Raw genomic sequence first — 18,904 nt, forward strand, 5'->3', positions numbered from 1 at the left:
ATCGTCCGCGACGTGAGTCCGACGAAGAACTCCCACCACGATCTCGTGACCGTGGACACGGCCCTGGCCGAGTTCGTCGACCGCCAACGGTCTCGCTGGTCCGGCGTCGATCCGGCGCTGACGGGATTCATCGACGCGGCCGCCGACTTCGTCGCCGACGGCAAGCGCATGCGACCCCTGTTCTGCCTGGCCGGCTGGCGCGCCGCGACCGGGACGGCTGCGGACGTCCCGGCACCCGCCGGGGTCGTGACCGCCGCGGCGGCCTGGGAGTGGCTCCAGGGCAGCGCCCTGGTGCACGACGACCTCATGGACGCCTCCGACACCCGCCGGGGACGCCCCAGCGTGCACCGCGCCTTCGAGCACCTGCACCGTGACGAGCAGCGCGTGGGCGACCCCGTCGGCTTCGGCGCCGGCACCGCGATCCTGCTGGGCGACCTGATGCTGTCCTGGTGCGACGAGATGCTGCGCCACGCGGCCACCGTCGACCCCGACCTCGCCACCGGCGACGGAGCGCTGCGCCTGGCCCGCGCCTTCGCGGTGCTCGACACCTGCAAGAGCGAGGTCACCTTCGGGCAGTACCTCGACGTCGTGGCCCAGACCCGTTCCGAGGTCGACGCGGACGCCGCCCTCCTGGTCGTGACGTTCAAGTCGGCCAAGTACACGATCGAGCGGCCCCTGCACCTCGGCGCCGTCCTCGGCGGGGCCGACCAGGAGCTGCTGGACCGCCTGACGGCCGTCGCGATGCCCCTGGGTTCCGCCTTCCAGCTGCGCGACGACGTGCTCGGGGTCTTCGGCGACCCGGCCACGACGGGCAAGCCGGCGGGCGACGACCTGCGCGAGGGCAAGCGCACCCTGCTCGTGGCGCGTGCGCTCGCGCGGCTCAGCACCACCGACGGCGCCCGGCTCACGGAGGCTCTCGGCACCGCCGCCGGGGTCCCGCTCGCGACCGAGCTGGTGCTCGCCAGCGGCGCCCTCGACGACGTCGAGGCCGACATCAGCCGCTACGCGGCGGAGGCGACCGCCGCGCTCTCGGCGCTCCCCGACGCGGCGCGAGCCACGCTCGAACCGCTGATCGACCGTTCGGTCCGCCGGGATCGCTGACCGACTCACTAGACTCGCCGGCAGGGCCGCTGACCAGCGGTTCCGCGGACCGCGCTCGCGGCAAGGAGGTGGCGGATGGCAGTCGTCGGTGACGACGCGATGATCGGCCAGCTCGTCCACGACCGCTACCGCATCGTCGAGTTCATCGCGCGAGGCGGGATGGCCAGCGTGTTCCGCGCGCAGGACACGCGCCTCGACCGCGAGGTCGCGGTCAAGATCATGCACCAGGGGCTCGGCGACCCCGAGCAGTTCACCGAGCGCTTCCAGCGGGAGGCGAAGTCGGCGGCCCGGCTCAACCACCGCAACGTCGTGGCGGTGTTCGACCAGGGCAGCGACGGACCCATCACGTACCTCGTCATGGAGCTCGTGCCGGGCCGCACGCTGCGCGACGTGATGCGCCACGAGTCGCCGATGCCCACGTTGCGCGCGCTCGACCTGGTCGAGCAGGTGCTGATCGCTCTCGTCGCGGCTCACGACGCCGGCATCGTCCACCGCGACATCAAGCCCGAGAACGTGCTCATCACCCCCGACGGCAACGTCAAGGTCGCCGACTTCGGCCTGGCCCGCGCCGTCAGCTCGGCCACGACCGCCACGGGCAAGACGCTGATCGGCACGGTCTCCTACCTGGCCCCCGAGGTCGTCGTGAACGCGGGCACCGACGCCCGCTCCGACGTCTACGCGGTGGGCGCGATGACCTACGAGATGCTCACGGGGGTCAAGCCGCACCACGCCGACTCCCCCATCCAGGTCGCCTACAAGCACGTCCACGAGGACATCGGTCCGCCGTCGGACGCCCGGCCCGGCCTGCCCGACTACGTCGACGCCCTGGTGGCACGCGCGACCAGCCGCGACCGCGATCGGCGCTCCGCCGACGCCCGGGTGCTCCTGCAGCAGCTGCGTCAGGTGCAGCGCGCGCTGCGCGAAGGCGTCGAGGACGATCCGGAGCTCGCGGCCGACCTGCGCCCGTCGCTGCCCCCGGTCCCGATGCCGGACGGCGACGAGGACACCGCGCCGGTCGGCGTCGTCTCCGGTGCGGGCGACAGCGCCGACACCGAGCTGGTGCGCGGATCAGGAGCGGGCGCCGGCACGTCCACGATGGTCCTCGGCGGCGCCACGGCCCGACCCCCGGCACCTCCCGGGCAGGACCCGACCCGTGGTGCCCCGTCGCCGCCCCGACGACCCGCGAACGGTGCCGCGACCGCAGCACCGAAGCCTCCCGGCGACAACCGGCAGCACTCCCGCCGTGGTCGCGTGCTGCTGATCCTCGCGCTGCTCCTGACCCTGCTGGCAGGCCTCGGCGGCTGGTACTTCGGCATCGGCCGGTACGACCCGGCTCCCAGCCTGGTCAACATGACCGAGCAGCAGGCCAAGACCGAGGCCGAGCAGGCGGGCTACTCCTTCACGGTCGGCTCGCGCGACTTCTCCGAGACCGTCCCGCTGGGGTCGGTCATCTCGACCAACCCCGACCCGGGCGACCGCATCCTGCCGGGCGACACGATCGAGGCGGTCGTCTCGAAGGGCCCCGAGCGCTACGGGGTGCCCGACCTGCGCGGCAAGACCGTCGAGGAGGCCCAGGCCATCCTCGAGGACACCAAGCTCGAGCTCGGCACGACCCGCGAGGACTACGACCAGGAGGTCCCCGCGGGGCAGATCATCGGCGTCGAGGGCGTGGCCGTCGGCGACCAGGTCAAGCGCGACACCGCGATCGACGTCGTGGTCAGCCTCGGGCGCGAGCCGCTCGACGTCACCGACTACACGGGGCAGAGCAAGGACGCGGCCGTGTCGGGGCTGACGGCCGCCGGCTTCTCCCCGCAGGTCCAGGAGGCGTTCAGCGAGAACGTGGCCCCGGGCATCGTCATCAGCCAGGACCCGAGCTCCGGCCAGGTGCTGCGCGGCGACCCCGTCACGATCACGGTCTCGAAGGGCCCCGAGCTCTTCGCCGTGCCCGACGTCGTGGGCAAGAAGCGCAACGAGGCCGTCGAGGCCCTCGAGGCCGCCGGTTTCGTGGCCGACCCGATCGGACGCGGCAACTTCACCGTGATCATCCAGTCGCCCGGTGGGAGCTCGATGCAGAAGAAGGGCACGACGGTCAGCATCACGGGACTGTGACCTAGACGATCGTCTAGCATCTGGCCATGGACGAGACCCCGCGGATCGCACCCGGTGGACTGCGCGAGCTCGGGCTCGTGAACCACGGCATCAGCACGCTGGCCGGAAAGGTCGTCGGCGGCCCCCGCCCGAACATCTTCACGACCCTCGGCCGTCAGCGCGGCCTCTTCCGTGCCTGGCTCTGGTACTCCGGCCGGCTCATGCCCGGCGGCAAGCTCCCCCGGCGCGAGACCGAGCTGGTCATCCTGCACGTCGCCTCGACCCGTGAGTGCGCCTACGAGCTCAACCACCACCGCCGCATCGGACGCCGCGTCGGCCTGACCCGCGAGCAGGTCGAGCACGCGGGCGACCGCGCCTGGAGCGGGTGGAGCAGCCGGGAGCGCGCCCTGCTCGAGGCCGCGCACCAGTTCGTCACGACCCGCGACATCGACGACGCCGCCTGGGCCACCCTGCGCGACCACCTCGACGAGGCGACTGCGATCGAGTTCTGCCTGCTGTGCGGTCAGTACGACTCGCTCGCCACGACCCTCATGACCCTGCGGGTGCAGCCGGAGGCGTGACGGCCGTCCCGTGAAGTGAACTGAGCCGGCGGTCCGTCAGAACGGTCCGAGGTCACGTGCAGGAGGTTTCGAGGCTCGCGCGCCAGAGCGCACTCACGCCTCAACCACCGGCGGCGTGCACCCGCCCGCCCCTTGAGGTGCGACGAGGAACGAGGAGCCTCGAAAGGGGCACCGAGGCGAGGGACAAGCGGGCATGGACAGGCGAGCTGGGCCGCGGCTCGGCGCATCGGACCGCCTGCGGGGCCAGGGCACGGCGATCGGTCCCTGGGCACGGCAAATTTGCCGTGCCCAGGGACCACGTGCCGTGCTATGCGGTCAGGTGCCGTGCCCGGCGCACCCGCTCGCCCTGTCCGTGGCCGCTTGTCCGTCGGAACGGCCCGAGGTCACGTGCAAGAGGTTTCGAGGCTCGCGCGCCAGAGCGCACTCGCACCTCAACCACCGGGGGTGCGGTCAGTCGGTCGCTTCGCTCAACATTTGGGCCACGAGGAACGCCAGCTCGAGCGACTGCGCGCGGTTGAGGCGCGGGTCGCAGAGCGTCTCATAGCGCGTCGACAGGTCGGCCGCCGAGAGCTTGTGGCCGCCGCCGAGGCACTCGGTGACGTCGTCACCGGTCAGCTCGACGTGGACGCCGCCGGGCCAGGTGCCGAGCGAGCGGTGGACCTCGAAGAAGCCGCGGACCTCGTCGATGACGTCGTCGAACTCGCGCGTCTTGTAGCCGTTGTCGGTGGAGAACGTGTTGCCGTGCATCGGGTCGCAGACCCACGCCGCCTCGATGCCCGCGGCGGTGACCTTCTCGACGATGTGCGGGAGGCCGTCGCGGATCTTGCCGGCACCGAAGCGCGTGATGAAGGTCAGCTTGCCGGGGATGCGGTCGGGGTTGAGCTTCTCGGCCAGGGCGATCGCGTCGTCGGCCGAGGTCGTCGGACCGAGCTTGACGCCGACCGGGTTGGCGATGCGGCTCAACAGCTCGACGTGCGCGCCGTCGAGCTGGCGGGTGCGCTCACCGATCCACAGGAAGTGGGCCGAGACGTCGTAGGGCTGCTCGGTGCGCTGGTCGATGCGCGTCAGCGCGTGCTCGTACTCCAGCAGCAGCGCCTCGTGCGAGGAGTAGAAGTCGACCGTGTGCAGCTGCGCCGGGTCGACGCCGATCGCGTCCATGAACGACAGGGCCTTGTCGATCTCGCGGCCCATGGACTCGTAGCGCTGGCCCAACGGGCTGTTGCGGACGAAGTCGTTGTTCCAGGAGTGCATCTGCCGCAGGTCGGCGTAGCCGCCCTTGGTGAAGGCGCGGGCGAGGTTGAGGGTGGCCGAGGAGGCGTTGTAGACGTCGACCAGGCGCTGCGGGTCGTGCGCGCGGCTCTCGGGCTCGAAGTCGAAGCCGTTGACCGCGTCGCCGCGGTACGCGGGCAGCGTGACGCCGTCGCGGGTCTCGGTGTCGGACGAGCGCGGCTTGGCGTACTGGCCGGCCAGCCGGCCGACCTTCACGACGGGGACGCTGGCGGCGTACGTCAGCACGACGGCCATCGACAGGAGCACCCGGAGCTTGTTGCGGACGTTGTCGGCCGTGACGCCCTCGAACGTCTCGGCGCAGTCGCCGCCCTGGAGCAGGAAGGCCTCGCCCCGCGACACCTGGGCGAGGCGGTCGCGCAGCGCGTCGCACTCGCCGGCAAACACCAGCGGCGGCATGCGACGCAGGGTGTCGACGGCCGCGTCACGACGGGCCGGGTCCGGGTACGTGGGCTGCTGCGCCGCGCCGATCGCGTGCAGGTCAGCCAGGGAGGGGATGCTCACCCCCGAAGGATATCCGCCGCGTCGCAGCGGCCTCAGCCCACCTCAGCGTCCGGAGCCGAGCTCCTCCTGGACCTCGGCCGACTCGGCGTCCTCGCGGGCCTTCTGACCGAGCTTCTTGGCGTCCTGCGCGTAGAGGTCGACGTACTCCTGGTCGGAGAGCCGCATGATCTCGTACATGATCTCGTCGGTGATCGCGCGCAGGATGTAGCGGTCGCCCTCCATGCCCTCGTAGCGGCTGAAGTCCAGCGGCGCACCGAAGCGCACCCCGGGGCGGATCCGCTTGCCGAAGACCTTGCCGGGCGGCGCGACGACGTCGGTGCCGATCACGGCGACCGGCACGACCGGGACGCCGGACTCGAGCGCGATGCGCGCGACGCCGGTGCGGCCGCGGTACAGCTTGCCGTCGTGCGAGCGGGTGCCCTCGGGGAAGATGCCGCAGACCTGGCCCTCGTCGAGCAGGCGCAGCTGGGTCTTGATCGCGCCGGCGGCCGCGGAGCCGCTCGTGCGGTCGATGGGAACCTGTCCGGAGCCAGAGAAGAAGGTCTTCTGGAGCCACCCCTTCACGCCGGGGCCCTCGAAGTACTCGGCCTTCGCGACGAACGTGACACGGCGCGACAGGACCAGGGGCATGAACAGCCAGTCGCTGTAGGAGAGGTGGTTGCAGGCCAGGATCACGCCGCCGTCCTTCGGCACGTTCTCCAGTCCGTCGGCCCACGGTCGGAAGACGACACGCAGCAACGGTCCCAGGGCAAGGAACTTGAGGAACCAGTAGAACAACGCGGCCTCCTTCGGCGGGTCCGCGCTGACTCTACTCCGACGTGACGCGGGCGACATACGATGGCGTCATGGCGAGACCTTCCTCCGCGACCGGCCCGACCTCGGGCACCGTCGTCCGTCCCGAAGCGACCCCGCTCGTCCACGACGGCGGGTCGGTCGGATTCCTGCTGAGCCACGGCTTCACCGGCTCCCCCGCCTCGATGCGGCCGTGGGGCGAGCACCTCGTCGAGCAGGGCCACACCGTCCGCGTCCCGCGTCTCCCCGGCCACGGGACGACGTGGCAGGACATGAACCGCACGCGCTGGCAGGACTGGTACGCCGTCGTCGAGCGCGAGCTCCTCGACCTGCGCGAGGCGTGCGACCACGTCGTGGTCGGCGGCCTGTCGATGGGCGGCTGCCTCGCCCTGCGTCTGGCCGAGCAGCACCCCGACGCCGTCGACGCCCTCGTGGTCGTCAACCCGGCGGTCGCCTCGCAGCGCAAGGACATCAAGCTCGTGCCGCTGCTGCAGCACGTGCTGCCGTCGATGCCGGGCATCGGCAACGACATCAAGAAGCCGGGCACCGACGAGTACGGCTACGACCGCACGCCGCTGAAGGCGCTCGCCTCGATGACCCAGCTCTGGAAGGACGTGCGCGACGGCCTGGGGTCGATCACGGCGCCGCTGCTGTTCTTCCGCTCGACCGACGACCACGTGGTCGACCCGCTGAGCCGCGAGATCGTGCTCGCCGGGGTGTCGTCGCCGGTCGTGGAGGACGTCACGCTGCACGAGAGCTTCCACGTCGCGACGCTCGACCACGACGCCCCGCTGATCTTCGAGCGCACGGACGCCTTCGTGCGGCAGCACGTCACCGGAGGGTCCGGTGCCTGACGACGCCGACCGCATGCGGACGCGCTTCGACGAGATCGTCGAAGGGCTGGAGCTCGACCTGCCCGACGACCTGACGCCGGCCGAGCCCGTGCGCCCGCAGCCGCAGCCACAGCCGCGTCGACCGGAGCTCCCGGACGAGCTCGAGACCGACTTCGACGCCCTGCCGGACGACCAGTTCTACCGCGACGCGCCGCCGCTGCACCTGCCGACGATGGCCTGGCCCACGACGGCCGCCTGGGTCGCCGCAGCCGGCGTGCCGGCACTCCTGGTGGTCTGCACCATGATCGGCGTCTTCCTGCCGCGCGGGGTCGTGCTCGGGGCAGGCTTCATCGCCGTCGCCGGGGCGACCTACTTGTTCTCGCGGCTACCCGCGCGCGGCCGGCCGGATTCGCCGGACGACGGCGCCGTGCTCTGATCCTGGCCATGTCGGCCGCGCCCACGAGACCCGCGTCCGGGCCGAGGTGGGCGCGCACGATGCGCGCCTCGGAGCGGAAGCCCCGACCGACGAGCTGATCGGCGTGCGCGGCACGGGCCGGCGCGAGGAGCATCTCGTCGGCGTCGCTGACGCCGCCCCCGATCACGAACAGGCCCGGGTCGATCGACGCGGCGAGGTTCGCCAGGCCGACGCCGAGCCAGTGGCCGACCTCGGCGATCCACTCGAGCGCCGTCGGGTCACCGGCGGCGGCCAGACGCGTGACGTGCGTGCCGTCGACGAGGGCCGTGTCGTCCAGGCGGGCGAGCTCGAGCAGGCGCGCCCCCGCGGGGGTGCCGGCCTCGACCTCGGCGGCGGCCCGACGGGTCAGGACCCGACCCGACGCGTACTGCTCCCAGCATCCGCGGTTGCCGCACTCGCAGGGCTGGCCGTCGGGCACGACCTGCTGGTGGCCGAACTCCCCCGCCATGCCGTGCGCACCGCGATAGGGCTGGCCGTCGATCACGATCGCGCCGCCGATGCCCGTCCCGAGCGTCACGGTGACGACGTCAGGCACGTTCTGCGCGGCGCCGAAGCGCCACTCGGCCCAGGCGCTGGTGTTCGCATCGTTGTCGACCAGGACCGGGAGGCGCGTGCGCCGGGCGACCCGGTCGCGCAGCGGCTCGTTGCGCCAGGCGAGGTGCGGGGAGAACATCACGGTCGACTGCGACTCGTCGATGAACCCGGCGGCCCCGATGCCGACCGCCTTGACCGGGTACTCCGCGCGGAGCTCCTCGGTGAGCTCGGCGATCGCGGTCAGCACGAGCTCGGAGTCGGTCGTGGGGGTCGAGCGACGACGGCGCGCGAGGATGCGACCGTCCTCGTCGACGACGCCGGCCGCGATCTTGGTGCCGCCGATGTCGATGCCCACGGCGAGACGTTCAGGCATGCGGGCCTCCTGGGCCTGGCTCGGGGCTGACGGCGAGGTCGGCGGCGCCGACGAGGCCCGCCTCGTTGCCGAGCTCGGCGGCCACGACGCGCGGCCCGGGGCGGTTCGTCCCGCCCGTGATCGCGGACGCGAGGCCCTCGCGCACGGGGTCCAGCAAGGCGTCGCCGGCCTCGGCCACGCCACCGCCGATGACGACGACCTCGGGGTCCAGCACCGCGACGAGGGTCGCGATGCCCTCCCCCAGGTCACGACCGAACTCGGCCAGCAGGTCGCAGGCGGCCGGGTCCCCGGCCACCACCAGGCGGGTGATCTCCGGGCCCGAGACAGGGCCCCCGTCGGGGCCGGCGAGTCGGCCCCGGGCGCGACGCACGAGCGCCGTGCCGCTCGCGTACTGCTCGAGGCAGCCGTGCTGTCCGCAGCCGCACAGCAGGCCGTTGCGCTCGAAGCGCACGTGTCCGACCTCGGCGGCGATGCCGTGCGCGCCACGCACCAGCTGCCCACCCACGACCAGACCACCGCCCACACCTGTGCCGACCGTGACGGCGAGCATGTGGTGCGTGCCGCGGCCCGCGCCGAAGCGGTACTCACCCCAGGCGGCCGCGTTCGCGTCGTTCTCGACCACGACCGGGACCTGGAGCAGCTGGATCACGTCCTGGCCGAGCTTCGCGTCGTTCCAGTCGATGTTCGGCGCCGTGAGCACCGTGAGCCGGTCCGACGAGATGAATCCGGCGGCGCCGATACCGACCCCGCCCACGGTCTCGCCGCCGGCGACCTCTTCGACGAGGGCGGCGATGGCCGCCGGGATCTCGGCGGCGTCAGGGGTGGACCGGCGGGCCGCACGACGGATCGAACCCGCCGCGTCGACGATGCCGGCCGCGATCTTCGTGCCCCCGACGTCCACGCCGATGCGCAGCGCGGCCTGGTCGCTCATGCGGAGTCCTCCCGGGATCCGGTGGCCTTCTCGACCGCGTCGCGGACGACCTTCAGCAGCTCGGCGCCCGCGACCAGGACCTGCGCGACCACCTCGGGGTGATCCTGCAGGTAGTCGGCCGCCTGGCAGAACGGGCACCAGCCGTGCGGGCACGCGTGTCCGGACTCGGGCTCGGTCGACGCGGACTGCGGGCCGACACCGGCTCCGTCGACAGCACCGCCACCGGTCACGACGGCCGCGAACAGGCGGGCCGCTTCCTCGGCAAGACTGCCGACCGGCTCCTCGGGATCAGCCACCAGCGGCCTCGACGTGCTGCTTGAGGCCCTTGAGGGCGGAGTCGATCACGACCTTCTCGGCCTTGCGCTTGAGCATGCCGAGCAACGGGATCGAGACGTCGACCCGCAGCTGGTAGGTCACCTTCGTGCCGTCACCAGCGGGCTCGAGCTCGTAGGCGCCGTCCATCGAGGTCAGGACCTCGCCCGCCTCGACGATCTCCCAGGAGACGCCGGAGTCGCCGTGCCAGGTGTAGCCGAGCGTGTACTCGTCGCGGATCGGCGTCGCGTCGAGCGCGAAGCGGACCGTGCCGGGTCGGCCGTCGGCGTCGGTCGTCAGCACCGAGGTCGATCGCACGCCGGTGGCCCAGTCCGGATACGCCCCGAAGTCGGCGATGACGGCCATGACGTCGGCCGCGGATGCGGCCACGACGATGTCACCCGAGGTGCGCGCCATCGTGAAACTCCTGACTCGTGGTCCTGAGTGGTCACTCTAGCGGCGCTCGGCTCGTCCCTCGCCGCGGCTGGCGAGTAGCCTGCCGGGGTGAGCGCCGATCCATTTCTGGGCAACCTGACCCTCGACGTCATCGACCGCCTCGGGGACCCCGACTCCCCCGCCCTGTCCCGCCGCACCGCGAGCGGCTGGAGCGAGGTCTCGATCGGGACGTTCCACCGCGAGGTGACCGCCGTGGCCAAGGGACTGGTCGCCAGCGGCGTCCAGCCCGGTGACCGCGTCGCGATCCTCTCGAAGACCCGGTACGAGTGGACCCTCCTCGACTACGCCATCTGGTGGGCCGGCGGCGTGACCGTGCCGATCTACGAGAGCTCCTCGACGGCTCAGATCGCCTGGATCCTCGGCGACTCCGGCGCGGTCGCGTGTGTCGCCGAGTCCTCGAGCCACGTCGAGCGCGTCAACGCCGCGAGCCCCCAGGCGCCCGACCTCCGCTCGGTCTGGTCGCTCGAGTCCGACGCGGTCTCCGCCCTCACCGCGGCCGGCCACGACATCAGCGACAGCGAGCTCGAGTCGCGGCGGTCGACCCTGACGCCCGAGAGCCCGGCGACCGTCATCTACACCTCCGGGACGACGGGTCGCCCCAAGGGCTGCGTCCTGACGCACGGGAACTTCCGGGGCGAGCTGGCCGGCGCGCTCGAGCGGCTCCCCCAGCTGTTCGCGGTCGAGGGCGCCTCGACGCTGCTGTTCCTGCCCCTGGCCCACGTGTTCGCCCGGATCATCCAGATCGGCTGCATCCGCTCGGGCGCGGTGCTGGCCCACACGGCCGACATCACCGACCTCACGACGCACCTCGGCGAGTTCAAGCCGACGTTCATCCTGGCCGTCCCGCGCGTGTTCGAGAAGGTCTTCAACACCGCCAGCACCCGCGCCTGGGCCGACGGCAAGGGCAAGGTGTTCGACAAGGCTGTCTCGGTCGCGATCGCGGTCAGCCGCGCCGAGTCCGACGGCCGCAAGCCGACCGTCGCCCTGCGCGCCCAGCACGCCGTGTTCGACCGGCTCGTCTACGCCAAGCTGCGGGCAGCCCTCGGCGGTCGCGCCGAGTGGGCCATCTCCGGCGGCGCGCCGCTGGGCGAACGCCTGGCGCACTTCTACCGCGGCATCGGCGTGTCGGTGCTCGAGGGCTACGGCCTGACCGAGACCACCGCGGCCCTCACCGTCAACACGCCCGACGCCCACCGGGTGGGCTCGGTGGGCCGCCCGTTCCCGCGCACCGAGGTGCGCGTTGCCGAGGACGGCGAGCTGCTCTTCCGCGGGCCGCAGGTGTTCACCCGCTACTGGAACAACGACGAGGCGACCGCACAGGCGCTCGACGCCGACGGCTGGTTCGCGACGGGCGACCTCGGCGACGTCGACGCCGACGGCTTCGTGCGCATCACGGGACGCAAGAAGGAGATCATCGTGACGGCCGGCGGCAAGAACGTCGCCCCGGCCGTGCTCGAGGACCGGGTGCGCTCACACCCCGTCGTGAGCCAGTGCCTCGTGGTCGGCGACGGCAAGCCGTTCATCGCGGCGCTCGTCACGATCGACCCCGAGGGCTGGGACGGCGACCTGGACTCCCCCGAGCTGAAGGCCAAGGTGCAGGAGGCCGTCGACGACGCCAACACCCTGGTGTCGCAGGCCGAGTCGATCCGCAAGTTCGTGATCCTCGACGAGGACTGGACCGAGGAGAACGGCTACCTGACCCCGTCGTTCAAGGTCAAGCGCACCGCGGTCCTGCGGGACTTTCACGACACGGTCGAGGCGCTGTACGTCAGGTAGTCGCGCCACTGCTGCGTGAGCTCGGCGACCGAGGTGCCCACCCCGGCGAGCGCCTGGTCGATCGGCGTGCCGCCGAGCGCTGCGGCGTAGACCTGCAGCACCGCTGCGTCGCCGCCGTGCTCGCGGCCCAGCACGTCGACCGCGAGCCAGGCGCCCTGGTACGCGGCCGCCGAGCCCGCCCCGGCGAGGTCGTCCGACGTCGGCAGCGCCGCCGGCGGGCCCGACTGCGTGACCGCGAACAGGGCGGCACCCGCGGAGGTCGTGAGCGGAGCCGTGTCGTCGTGGAGGGCGACCCAGTCGGCGAAGCCCTCCACGAGCCAGGTCTCGGCGCTCGTGCTGATGGCATCGGTCATGGCGTGGGTCAGCTCGTGCGTCACGACGATCTGGCGACCACGGGCGTCCATGCGCTCGAACTCCGCGGGGTTGAGGACGACGACCGGGTCGCTGCTGCCCGGCAGGCGCGTCGTGACGCCCGCGACGGCACCGAGTCCGGCGGGACCGCGTCCGAGCAGGGCCGAGGCCGTCTGCTCGTTCGCCGGCACGATGACGGCCGACCGTCCGGTCGCACCGACCAGGGCCGAGACCCGGGTCTGCGCGGTCGCCGTGAGCGCCGCCGCCTCGGGGACGCCGGGCCCGTCGCCGCCGACGGTCACGAGGGCCACCTCCGGCGTGCCGGCGACCGTCACCTCTCCTGCGAGCCACAGCGGCAGCGGGTCCGGCGTCGTGGTGCCGGTGCTCGCCTCGACGCCGAGCACGTCGACCCCGGCGCTCTCGTCGGCGCCGTCGGCGGCACGCACCCGCGCGACGACCGTGGCGGTGGCCTCGTCGGCCCGACCGAGCAGGGCGTCGTCGGCCGAGGTCCAGCGCACGCGGACGACCGCTGACCGGGTGCCGTCGCCGCGGTCCGGGGCGTCGCCGAGGCTCACGAGGGTCATCGTGACGTCGTCGACGCCGAGCGCCTGACGAGCCGCCCAGCTCGCCTGGCCGAGCTCACGACCGCCGGGGCCGAAGCCGGCCGACCAGGCCGACGCGTCGGAGGCGTCAGACGAGGCCGTGAGCTGAGCGCGCAGCCGCGACTCGAGGTCACCGCCGCCGGAGGGAGCCCCCTCGTCACCGCCTGCCCAGGGTCGCTGCCACACCAGCAGGACCGCGACGAGCGCGACCAGCACGCCCCCCGCGACGAGCGTCGGCGCGACGCGGCGGGGCGAGGAGGTCACGGCCGCACGGTTCGGCTCAGCCGACCCGGCCGGCCTGGGTGAAGCTGCCGCGCAGCGAGGTGACCCGCACCGAGCTGCCCGAGCTGGGCGCCTCGACGACCTGGCCGTTGCCGAGGTAGATCGCGACGTGGGACATGTCGCCGTAGAACACGAGGTCGCCGGGCTGGATGTCGCTCATCGAGATCTTGGTCGACGCGGCGTACTGCGTGCGCGCGGTGCGCGGCAGGCTGATGCCGGCCGCGGCGAACGAGGCCTTGGTGAAGCCGGAGCAGTCGTAGGAGTCGGGGCCGTTGCCGCCGTAGCGGTAGGGCTTGCCGAGCTGGGTCAGCGCGAAGTCGATCGCCGAGCCGGAGAAGGCGCTGGGTGCGGCACCCGGGTTGGCCGGGACCGACGCGTTGTTGGCGGTGTCGAACTGCGCCCGCTGCGTCTGGTCGAGCGCGGCCAGCTGGGCCTGCGCGGCGTCGTACGCGTTCTGGACCTCGGCGCTCTTGGTGTCGGCGTCGGCCTTGTCGGCCTCGAGCTGGGCCTTGAGCTGCTCGAGCTGCGACTGGCGGCTCTGCAGGTCGGCGGACGTCGCGGTGAACGACTCGAGCGCCTCGACCTGGGTGGAGTTGAAGGCCTGGACGGCGCTGAGGCCCTCGAGGAACGTCTCGGGGTCGTCGCTGCCGAGCAGGCTCGCGGTGGCGCCGAGGGGGGTGTCGATCTGCTGCTGGACGATCACGGCGCCGAGGGCGGCACGCTGCTCGTCGTACGTCGACTGGATCTGCGCGATCTCGGTGTCGAGGGCCGCGATCGACGCCTCGGCGGAGGCGATGTCGCTCGAGAGCTGGTTCACTTCCTCGTTCACGGCGGCGGCGGCGTTGAACGCCTGCTCGACCTGCGTCACGGCGTCCGCGCGATCGGGCTCGGCCTGGGCCGACCCGGCGACGAGGCCGGCACCGAGCACGACGGCGAGCGCGGCAGGAGCCAGGCGTCGCAGTGCGGTCAGTCGAACGGGGGTCTTGCGGTCAGGGTGGTGTGTGGAGGCCACGCACTTCTCCAGTCGATGGGCACCGTGTCGGCACAGGCGTCTTCCCCAACGCCCGTCCAGCACAGCGGCGCGTCCGACGACGATCGGGGGGATCGGCGTTCTCCGGACGCACAAGGAGTCATCGTACGGGGGTCACGGTGGCGGGTTCAACTCTCAGCCGACGTCGGTGCGGCGTTCGGGCAGGCCGACGACCAGGCGCAGGGGCGGCACGAGGCCGCCCTCGGCCAGGGCGTCGAGCGCGACCTGCTCGTCGGCCGCGATCTCGATGCCGGCGGGCGGGGCGCCCAGCAGGAAGGTGACCACGCAGTCGCCGCACGCGGCAGGGCTGCGGACGACGCAGCGATCGCAGTCGACGACGACGGGGTCGTGGGGTTCGGTGTTCATGTCTCGGACGCTAGGTCCGCCCTCCGACAGTTTCCCGGGCATCCGGCACGCGGCCCTCCCGAGATGCGCGGAAGTGTCGGACCTCGCGCCTACCGTCTGACCCCATGGCGAAGGACGCACGGTGGAGCCAGACGGCCATCGCAGACCTCGGGCGGCCGCTCTCGGACGTCACGTTCTGCGTGGTCGACCTCGAGACCACGGGCGGCTCGCCCACCAACGGGTCCAAGATCACCGAGGTCGGCGCGGTCAAGGTGCACGGGGGCGAGGTCCTCGGCGAGTTCCAGACGCTGGTCAATCCCGACGAGTCCATCCCGGCGTTCATCACGGTGCTCACCGGCATCACCGACGCGATGGTCCTGGAGGCGCCGCGCATCGCCGAGGTGCTCCCGAGCTTCCTGGAGTTCGCCCGCGGCACCGTGCTGGTCGCGCACAACGCCCGCTTCGACACCGGGTTCCTCAAGCACGCCGCGCGCGAGCTCGAGATCCCGTGGCCGACGTTCGAGGTCCTCGACACCGTCACCCTCGCCCGGCGCGTGCTGCTGAAGGACGAGGTCCGCAACGTCAAGCTCTCGACCCTCGCGGCCCACGTCGGTGCCGCCACGACCCCCAACCACCGGGCGCTCGACGACGCCCGCGCCACGGTCGACGTGCTGCACCACCTGATCGGCCGGCTCGGATCGTTCGGCGTGCACTCCCTGGAGGAGACGCGCGACTTCACCTCCACCGTCACGCCCCAGCAGCGTCGCAAGCGCCACCTCGCCGACCGGCTGCCCCACACCCCCGGCGTCTACCTGTTCCGCGACCGCGCGGACGAGGTGCTCTACGTCGGCACGTCGCGCGACGTCCGCACCCGCGTCCGGTCGTACTTCACGAAGGCCGAGACCCGCACGCGCATGGGCGAGATGGTCAACCTCGCCGAGCGGGTCGAGGCGGTCACGTGCGCCACGACCCTCGAGGCCCAGGTGCGCGAGCTGCGGCTCATCGCGCGGCACCGTCCGCCCTACAACCGGCGCTCCAAGTTCCCCGAGCGCACGACCTGGATCCGGCTCACGGTCGAGCCCTGGCCGCGGCTGTCGATCGTCGGCAAGGTCACGCCCGACGCCGTCCACGTCGGGCCGTTCCGCGGGCGCGCCGACGCCGCTGCGGCCCTCGACGCGCTGCACGAGGAGTTCCAGGTGCGCCAGTGCACCCAGCGTCTCGGCAAGGCACCCCGCTCCTCCCCGTGCGTCCTGGCGGCGATGGGTCGTTGCCTCTCCCCCTGCGACCAGACCGTCTCGCCCGAGCGGTACGCCGAGGAGGTCGAGCGGCTGCGCGCCGCACTCGAGTCCGACCCCGAGGCCGTCGTGGCCCGTCTCGGTCGGCGCATGGCCGACCTGGCCGGCGAGGAGCGGTACGAGGACGCTGCGGTCGTGCGCGACCGCCTGGCCTCGCTCGTGCGGGGCCTCACCCGCACCCAGAAGCTGCTCGAGGTCACCCGCGAGCCCGAGATCGTGGCCGCCTCCCCGCATCCCGACGGCTGGGAGATGCACGTCGTGCGCCACGGCCGCCTGGCCGCGGCCGGGGTCCTGCCCCACGGCCGCCCCTACGAGGCGTGGCTCGACCAGCTGCTCGCCACGGCCGAGTCGGTCGAGCCCGGCGCGGGTCCGGTGCCGGCCGGCACCGTCGAGGAGGTCGAGGTCGTGCGCCGCTGGCTCGTCTCACCCGGCGTGCGCATCGTGCGCGGTCAGTGGCACGCGACCTTCCCGGGCGCCGCCCGGCACGTGCGTTGAGCGTCAGAGACCGATGCTGAACGCGGCGTCGAGGTCGTGCTGGCTCACGGTGCGGAAGGCGATCTGCGTCTGCGTCGCCTCGACGCCGTCGACGGTGTTGATGCCGTCGGTCACGGTCGTGGCGACCTCGTCGATCGAGCGCACGCGCACCATCGCGACGAGGTCGAGGTCACCCGTGACGGAGTAGACCTCGCTGACCCCCTCGACCTGCGAGATGGCGTCGGCGATGCTCGACAGACGGGCCACGTCGGCGTGGATGAAGACGATCGCGGTGATCACGTCAGCAGCCTACGCCGAGAGCTCGGCGGTCGCGGCGGCCCAGCGCGCCAGCACGTCGCGAGCCGCACCGGAGTCGATCGACTCCCGGGCCCGCTCGATGCCGACCGCGAGGCGCTCGGTCAGCGAGCCGGGCTGCGCAGCGTGCACCGCGATGCCCGCGCCGGCGTTCAGCAGCACGGCGTCGCGCGGGGCGCCCTGCTCGCCGTCGAGCACCCGCACGAACACGTCGGCGTTGTAGGCGACGTCGCCGCCGGCCAGCGCGTCGGCCGGGGCCAGCGTGAACCCGAGGTCGGTCGGATCGAGGGTCTCCTCGGCGACCTCGCCGTCGGCGACGACCCAGACCCGCGAGGTCGTGGTGATCGTGAGCTCATCGAGGCCGTCGTCGCCGCGGAAGACCAGGCCGTCGCAGCCGCGCTCGGCCAGGACGCCCGCCATCAGCGGGGCCATCGCCGCGTCGGCGCAGCCGATCGCGATCGCCGAGGGCGCCGCGGGGTTGGTCAACGGGCCCAGGAAGTTGAAGGTCGTGGGGATGCCCAGGGCCGAGCGCGCCGGGCCGATGTGGCGGAACGACGGGTGGAAGACCCGGGCGAAGCAGAACGTGATGCCGGCCCGCTCGTAGACGTCGAGGATGCGGTCGGCCGGGACGTCCAGCCGCACCCCGAGCGCCTCCAGCACGTCGGCCGAGCCGCTGGAGCTCGACGCCGAGCGGTTGCCGTGCTTGACCACGCCGGCCCCGGCCCCCGCTGCGACGACCGCCGACATCGAGGAGATATTGACGGTGTTGGCGAGGTCGCCGCCGGTGCCCACGATGTCGAGGACGCGATCAGTGACCGAGAGGCGGACCGCCGACTCGAGCATCTGGTCGGCCAGTGCCTGCAGCTCGGCGCGGGTCTCCCCCTTGGTGCGCAGCGCCACGGCGAATCCCGCGATCTGCGGGTCGGAGGCCTGGCCGTCGAGGATCTCGCCCATCGCCCACCGGACCGCCTCGGGCTCGAGGTCACGACGCGCCGTCAGGGTGGACAGCACGTCGGGCCACGTGAACGTCATGAGGTCTGCGCGACGACGGTGCGGATCACGCCGATGACCGTCTCGGCGAACGTCAGCGGGTCGATCGGGTGGCTCGTGACCGCGTCGGCGCGCGACCAGTGCGCCAGCCAGGCATCGCCCGGGCGACCCGTGACGACCACGACGGGCGGCGCGTGGAAGATCTCGTCCTTGATCTGGCGCGCGATGCCGAGACCGCCGACCGGGACCGACTCGCCGTCGAGGATCACGAGGTCGACGCGGCGCGACTCGCGCCGCTCGTCGAGGTGCTGGAGCACGACCGCCTCGGTCGCAACCTCCAGGAATTCCAGGGACGGCAGATCGGGGTGCGGCCGCGGTCCGAGGGCCTGGAGCACGGAGTGTCGGACGTCACGGTCGTCGCTGTAGACGAGGACACGCAGGGGTCGGTCATGAGCCACGTTCGGATCGTACATAATGATCGCGTGGCGACTACTTCTGCGATCCCCGCGTCCCGACTCCATGGCCAGGAGGGCCGCCCGTCCATGGTGACGGTCGGCACGATCATCTGGCTCGCGAGCGACCTGCTGTTCTTCGCGGCTCTGTTCGCGGCGTACTTCACGGTGCGCAACGTGACCCCCGAGCTGTGGGCGCAGGAGACCGAGCTGCTCAACGTGCCGTTCGCGACGGCCAACACCACGATCCTGGTGCTGTCGTCGGTCACCTGCCAGTTCGGCGTCTTCGCCGCGGCGAAGGGCAAGGCCGGACGCAGCGGGTCGATCCTCAACGTCTCCCAGTGGGGCATGCGCGAGTGGTTCGTCCTCTCGTTCCTCATGGGCGCGATCTTCATCGGCGGCCAGGCCACCGAGTACGCCGAGCTCGTCGAGCACGGCCTGACGCTCTCGTCGTCGGCCTACGGCAGCCTCTTCTACCTCGCCACCGGCTTCCACGGCATCCACGTCGTCGCAGGTCTGCTGGCCTTCCTGCTGGTCATCGGACGCACCTTCGTGACCCGCAAGTTCACGCACGAGCAGGCCATCTCCGCGATCGTCGTGTCCTACTACTGGCACTTCGTCGACGTGGTCTGGGTGGCGTTGTTCGCCTCCATCTACCTCCTGCAGTGAGCAAGGCTCACCTAACCCCTGTTCCGCCCCTTCGCGGGGTTACTCTTTAGTCCACG

20 protein-coding genes are annotated in these 18,904 nt (G+C 72.2%); 8 read left to right on the top strand and 12 right to left on the bottom strand.

All coding sequences use genetic code 11. The features are described 5' to 3' along the window. The first annotated feature begins 12 nt into the window (after positions 1–12). The 3 genes from ABD127_RS06335 to ABD127_RS06345 all read left to right on the top strand — a co-directional run bounded on the left by ABD127_RS06335 (position 13) and on the right by ABD127_RS06345 (position 3,770). The gene (locus tag ABD127_RS06335; protein ID WP_344198891.1) at positions 13–1,101 is read left to right on the top strand and encodes a polyprenyl synthetase family protein; all 1,089 of its coding nucleotides are present in this window, start codon (positions 13–15) and stop codon (positions 1,099–1,101) included. A 75-nt stretch (positions 1,102–1,176) separates the two neighbouring features. Continuing rightward, complete coding sequence (gene pknB / locus ABD127_RS06340; protein WP_344198893.1) at positions 1,177–3,210, top strand: Stk1 family PASTA domain-containing Ser/Thr kinase; 2,034 nt, start codon at positions 1,177–1,179, stop codon at positions 3,208–3,210. Between the two features lie 26 nt (positions 3,211–3,236). Further along, positions 3,237–3,770: a carboxymuconolactone decarboxylase family protein gene (locus ABD127_RS06345; protein WP_344198895.1), complete on the top strand. Its 534-nt coding sequence runs from the start codon at positions 3,237–3,239 to the stop codon at positions 3,768–3,770. A gap of 450 nt (positions 3,771–4,220) precedes the next feature. On the opposite strand, the gene ABD127_RS06350 is transcribed toward ABD127_RS06345, so the two are convergent. Together ABD127_RS06350 and ABD127_RS06355 are read right to left on the bottom strand one after the other, a co-directional pair. Beyond that, positions 4,221–5,561, bottom strand: coding sequence for a class II 3-deoxy-7-phosphoheptulonate synthase (locus ABD127_RS06350; RefSeq protein ID WP_344198897.1), 1,341 nt, complete (start codon positions 5,559–5,561; stop codon positions 4,221–4,223). A 42-nt stretch (positions 5,562–5,603) separates the two neighbouring features. After that, entirely contained in the window at positions 5,604–6,338 is a 735-nt protein-coding gene (locus tag ABD127_RS06355; protein WP_344198899.1) for a lysophospholipid acyltransferase family protein, read from the bottom strand. Positions 6,339–6,406: 68 nt separating this feature from the next. Here ABD127_RS06355 and ABD127_RS06360 point away from each other — a divergent pair, with 68 nt between their 5' ends. Both ABD127_RS06360 and ABD127_RS06365 read left to right on the top strand, forming a co-directional pair. Continuing rightward, complete coding sequence (locus ABD127_RS06360; RefSeq protein WP_344198901.1) at positions 6,407–7,207, top strand: alpha/beta hydrolase; 801 nt, start codon at positions 6,407–6,409, stop codon at positions 7,205–7,207. Next, positions 7,200–7,622, top strand: a complete 423-nt coding sequence (locus ABD127_RS06365) for a hypothetical protein (protein ID WP_344198903.1) — start codon at positions 7,200–7,202, stop codon at positions 7,620–7,622. The genes ABD127_RS06360 and ABD127_RS06365 overlap by 8 nt, the downstream gene beginning before the upstream one ends. On the opposite strand, the gene ABD127_RS06370 is transcribed toward ABD127_RS06365, so the two are convergent. From ABD127_RS06370 to ABD127_RS06385, 4 genes are read right to left on the bottom strand one after another with little or no spacing between them, the layout of a single operon-like run. Beyond that, a complete protein-coding gene (locus tag ABD127_RS06370; RefSeq protein WP_344198905.1) occupies positions 7,534–8,568 on the bottom strand; it encodes an ROK family glucokinase in 1,035 nt (344 codons plus the stop codon). The genes ABD127_RS06365 and ABD127_RS06370 overlap by 89 nt on opposite strands. After that, the gene (locus tag ABD127_RS06375) at positions 8,561–9,499 is read right to left on the bottom strand and encodes an ROK family protein (RefSeq protein WP_344198908.1); all 939 of its coding nucleotides are present in this window, start codon (positions 9,497–9,499) and stop codon (positions 8,561–8,563) included. Before ABD127_RS06375 ends, ABD127_RS06370 begins: the two co-directional genes overlap by 8 nt. Continuing rightward, positions 9,496–9,795 carry a hypothetical protein gene (locus ABD127_RS06380; RefSeq protein WP_344198910.1) on the bottom strand — a complete coding sequence of 100 codons (300 nt, stop codon included), beginning with the start codon at positions 9,793–9,795 and terminating at the stop codon, positions 9,496–9,498. The genes ABD127_RS06375 and ABD127_RS06380 overlap by 4 nt, the downstream gene beginning before the upstream one ends. After that, the gene (locus ABD127_RS06385) at positions 9,788–10,228 is read right to left on the bottom strand and encodes an SRPBCC family protein (RefSeq protein ID WP_344198912.1); all 441 of its coding nucleotides are present in this window, start codon (positions 10,226–10,228) and stop codon (positions 9,788–9,790) included. The genes ABD127_RS06380 and ABD127_RS06385 overlap by 8 nt, the downstream gene beginning before the upstream one ends. Before the next feature lie 87 nt (positions 10,229–10,315). Between ABD127_RS06385 and ABD127_RS06390 the strand changes: the two genes are divergently transcribed. Then, complete coding sequence (locus tag ABD127_RS06390) at positions 10,316–12,043, top strand: AMP-dependent synthetase/ligase (RefSeq protein ID WP_344198914.1); 1,728 nt, start codon at positions 10,316–10,318, stop codon at positions 12,041–12,043. Here ABD127_RS06390 and ABD127_RS06395 read toward each other — a convergent pair. From ABD127_RS06395 to ABD127_RS06405, 3 genes are all read right to left on the bottom strand, one after another. Then, positions 12,010–13,260 carry a hypothetical protein gene (locus tag ABD127_RS06395; protein ID WP_344198916.1) on the bottom strand — a complete coding sequence of 417 codons (1,251 nt, stop codon included), beginning with the start codon at positions 13,258–13,260 and terminating at the stop codon, positions 12,010–12,012. The genes ABD127_RS06390 and ABD127_RS06395 overlap by 34 nt on opposite strands. Positions 13,261–13,276: 16 nt before the next feature. Continuing rightward, positions 13,277–14,290, bottom strand: coding sequence for a C40 family peptidase (locus ABD127_RS06400; RefSeq protein WP_344198918.1), 1,014 nt, complete (start codon positions 14,288–14,290; stop codon positions 13,277–13,279). Between the two features lie 153 nt (positions 14,291–14,443). Then, positions 14,444–14,674, bottom strand: coding sequence for a hypothetical protein (locus ABD127_RS06405; RefSeq protein WP_344198920.1), 231 nt, complete (start codon positions 14,672–14,674; stop codon positions 14,444–14,446). Positions 14,675–14,778: 104 nt separating this feature from the next. Here ABD127_RS06405 and ABD127_RS06410 point away from each other — a divergent pair, with 104 nt between their 5' ends. Beyond that, complete coding sequence (locus tag ABD127_RS06410) at positions 14,779–16,443, top strand: DEDD exonuclease domain-containing protein (RefSeq protein ID WP_344198922.1); 1,665 nt, start codon at positions 14,779–14,781, stop codon at positions 16,441–16,443. Between the two features lie 3 nt (positions 16,444–16,446). On the opposite strand, the gene ABD127_RS06415 is transcribed toward ABD127_RS06410, so the two are convergent. Genes ABD127_RS06415 through ABD127_RS06425 form a run of 3 tightly spaced genes read right to left on the bottom strand, consistent with a single transcriptional unit; the run spans position 16,447 to position 18,185 of the window. Then, positions 16,447–16,722 (bottom strand): Lrp/AsnC family transcriptional regulator, encoded by a 276-nt coding sequence (locus tag ABD127_RS06415; RefSeq protein ID WP_344198924.1) that lies wholly within the window; start codon positions 16,720–16,722, stop codon positions 16,447–16,449. Between the two features lie 9 nt (positions 16,723–16,731). Then, a complete protein-coding gene (gene trpD, locus ABD127_RS06420; RefSeq protein ID WP_344198926.1) occupies positions 16,732–17,769 on the bottom strand; it encodes an anthranilate phosphoribosyltransferase in 1,038 nt (345 codons plus the stop codon). Beyond that, positions 17,766–18,185, bottom strand: coding sequence for a response regulator (locus tag ABD127_RS06425; protein WP_344198928.1), 420 nt, complete (start codon positions 18,183–18,185; stop codon positions 17,766–17,768). The genes trpD and ABD127_RS06425 overlap by 4 nt, the downstream gene beginning before the upstream one ends. On the opposite strand from ABD127_RS06425, the gene ctaE reads away from it, so the two are divergent. Next, positions 18,177–18,848 carry an aa3-type cytochrome oxidase subunit III gene (gene ctaE / locus ABD127_RS06430; protein ID WP_486303284.1) on the top strand — a complete coding sequence of 224 codons (672 nt, stop codon included), beginning with the start codon at positions 18,177–18,179 and terminating at the stop codon, positions 18,846–18,848. The genes ABD127_RS06425 and ctaE overlap by 9 nt on opposite strands. The last annotated feature ends 56 nt before the right edge of the window (positions 18,849–18,904 follow it).

The sequence above is a fragment of the Aeromicrobium alkaliterrae genome, assembly GCF_039529015.1.
Taxonomy (GTDB): domain Bacteria; phylum Actinomycetota; class Actinomycetes; order Propionibacteriales; family Nocardioidaceae; genus Aeromicrobium; species Aeromicrobium alkaliterrae.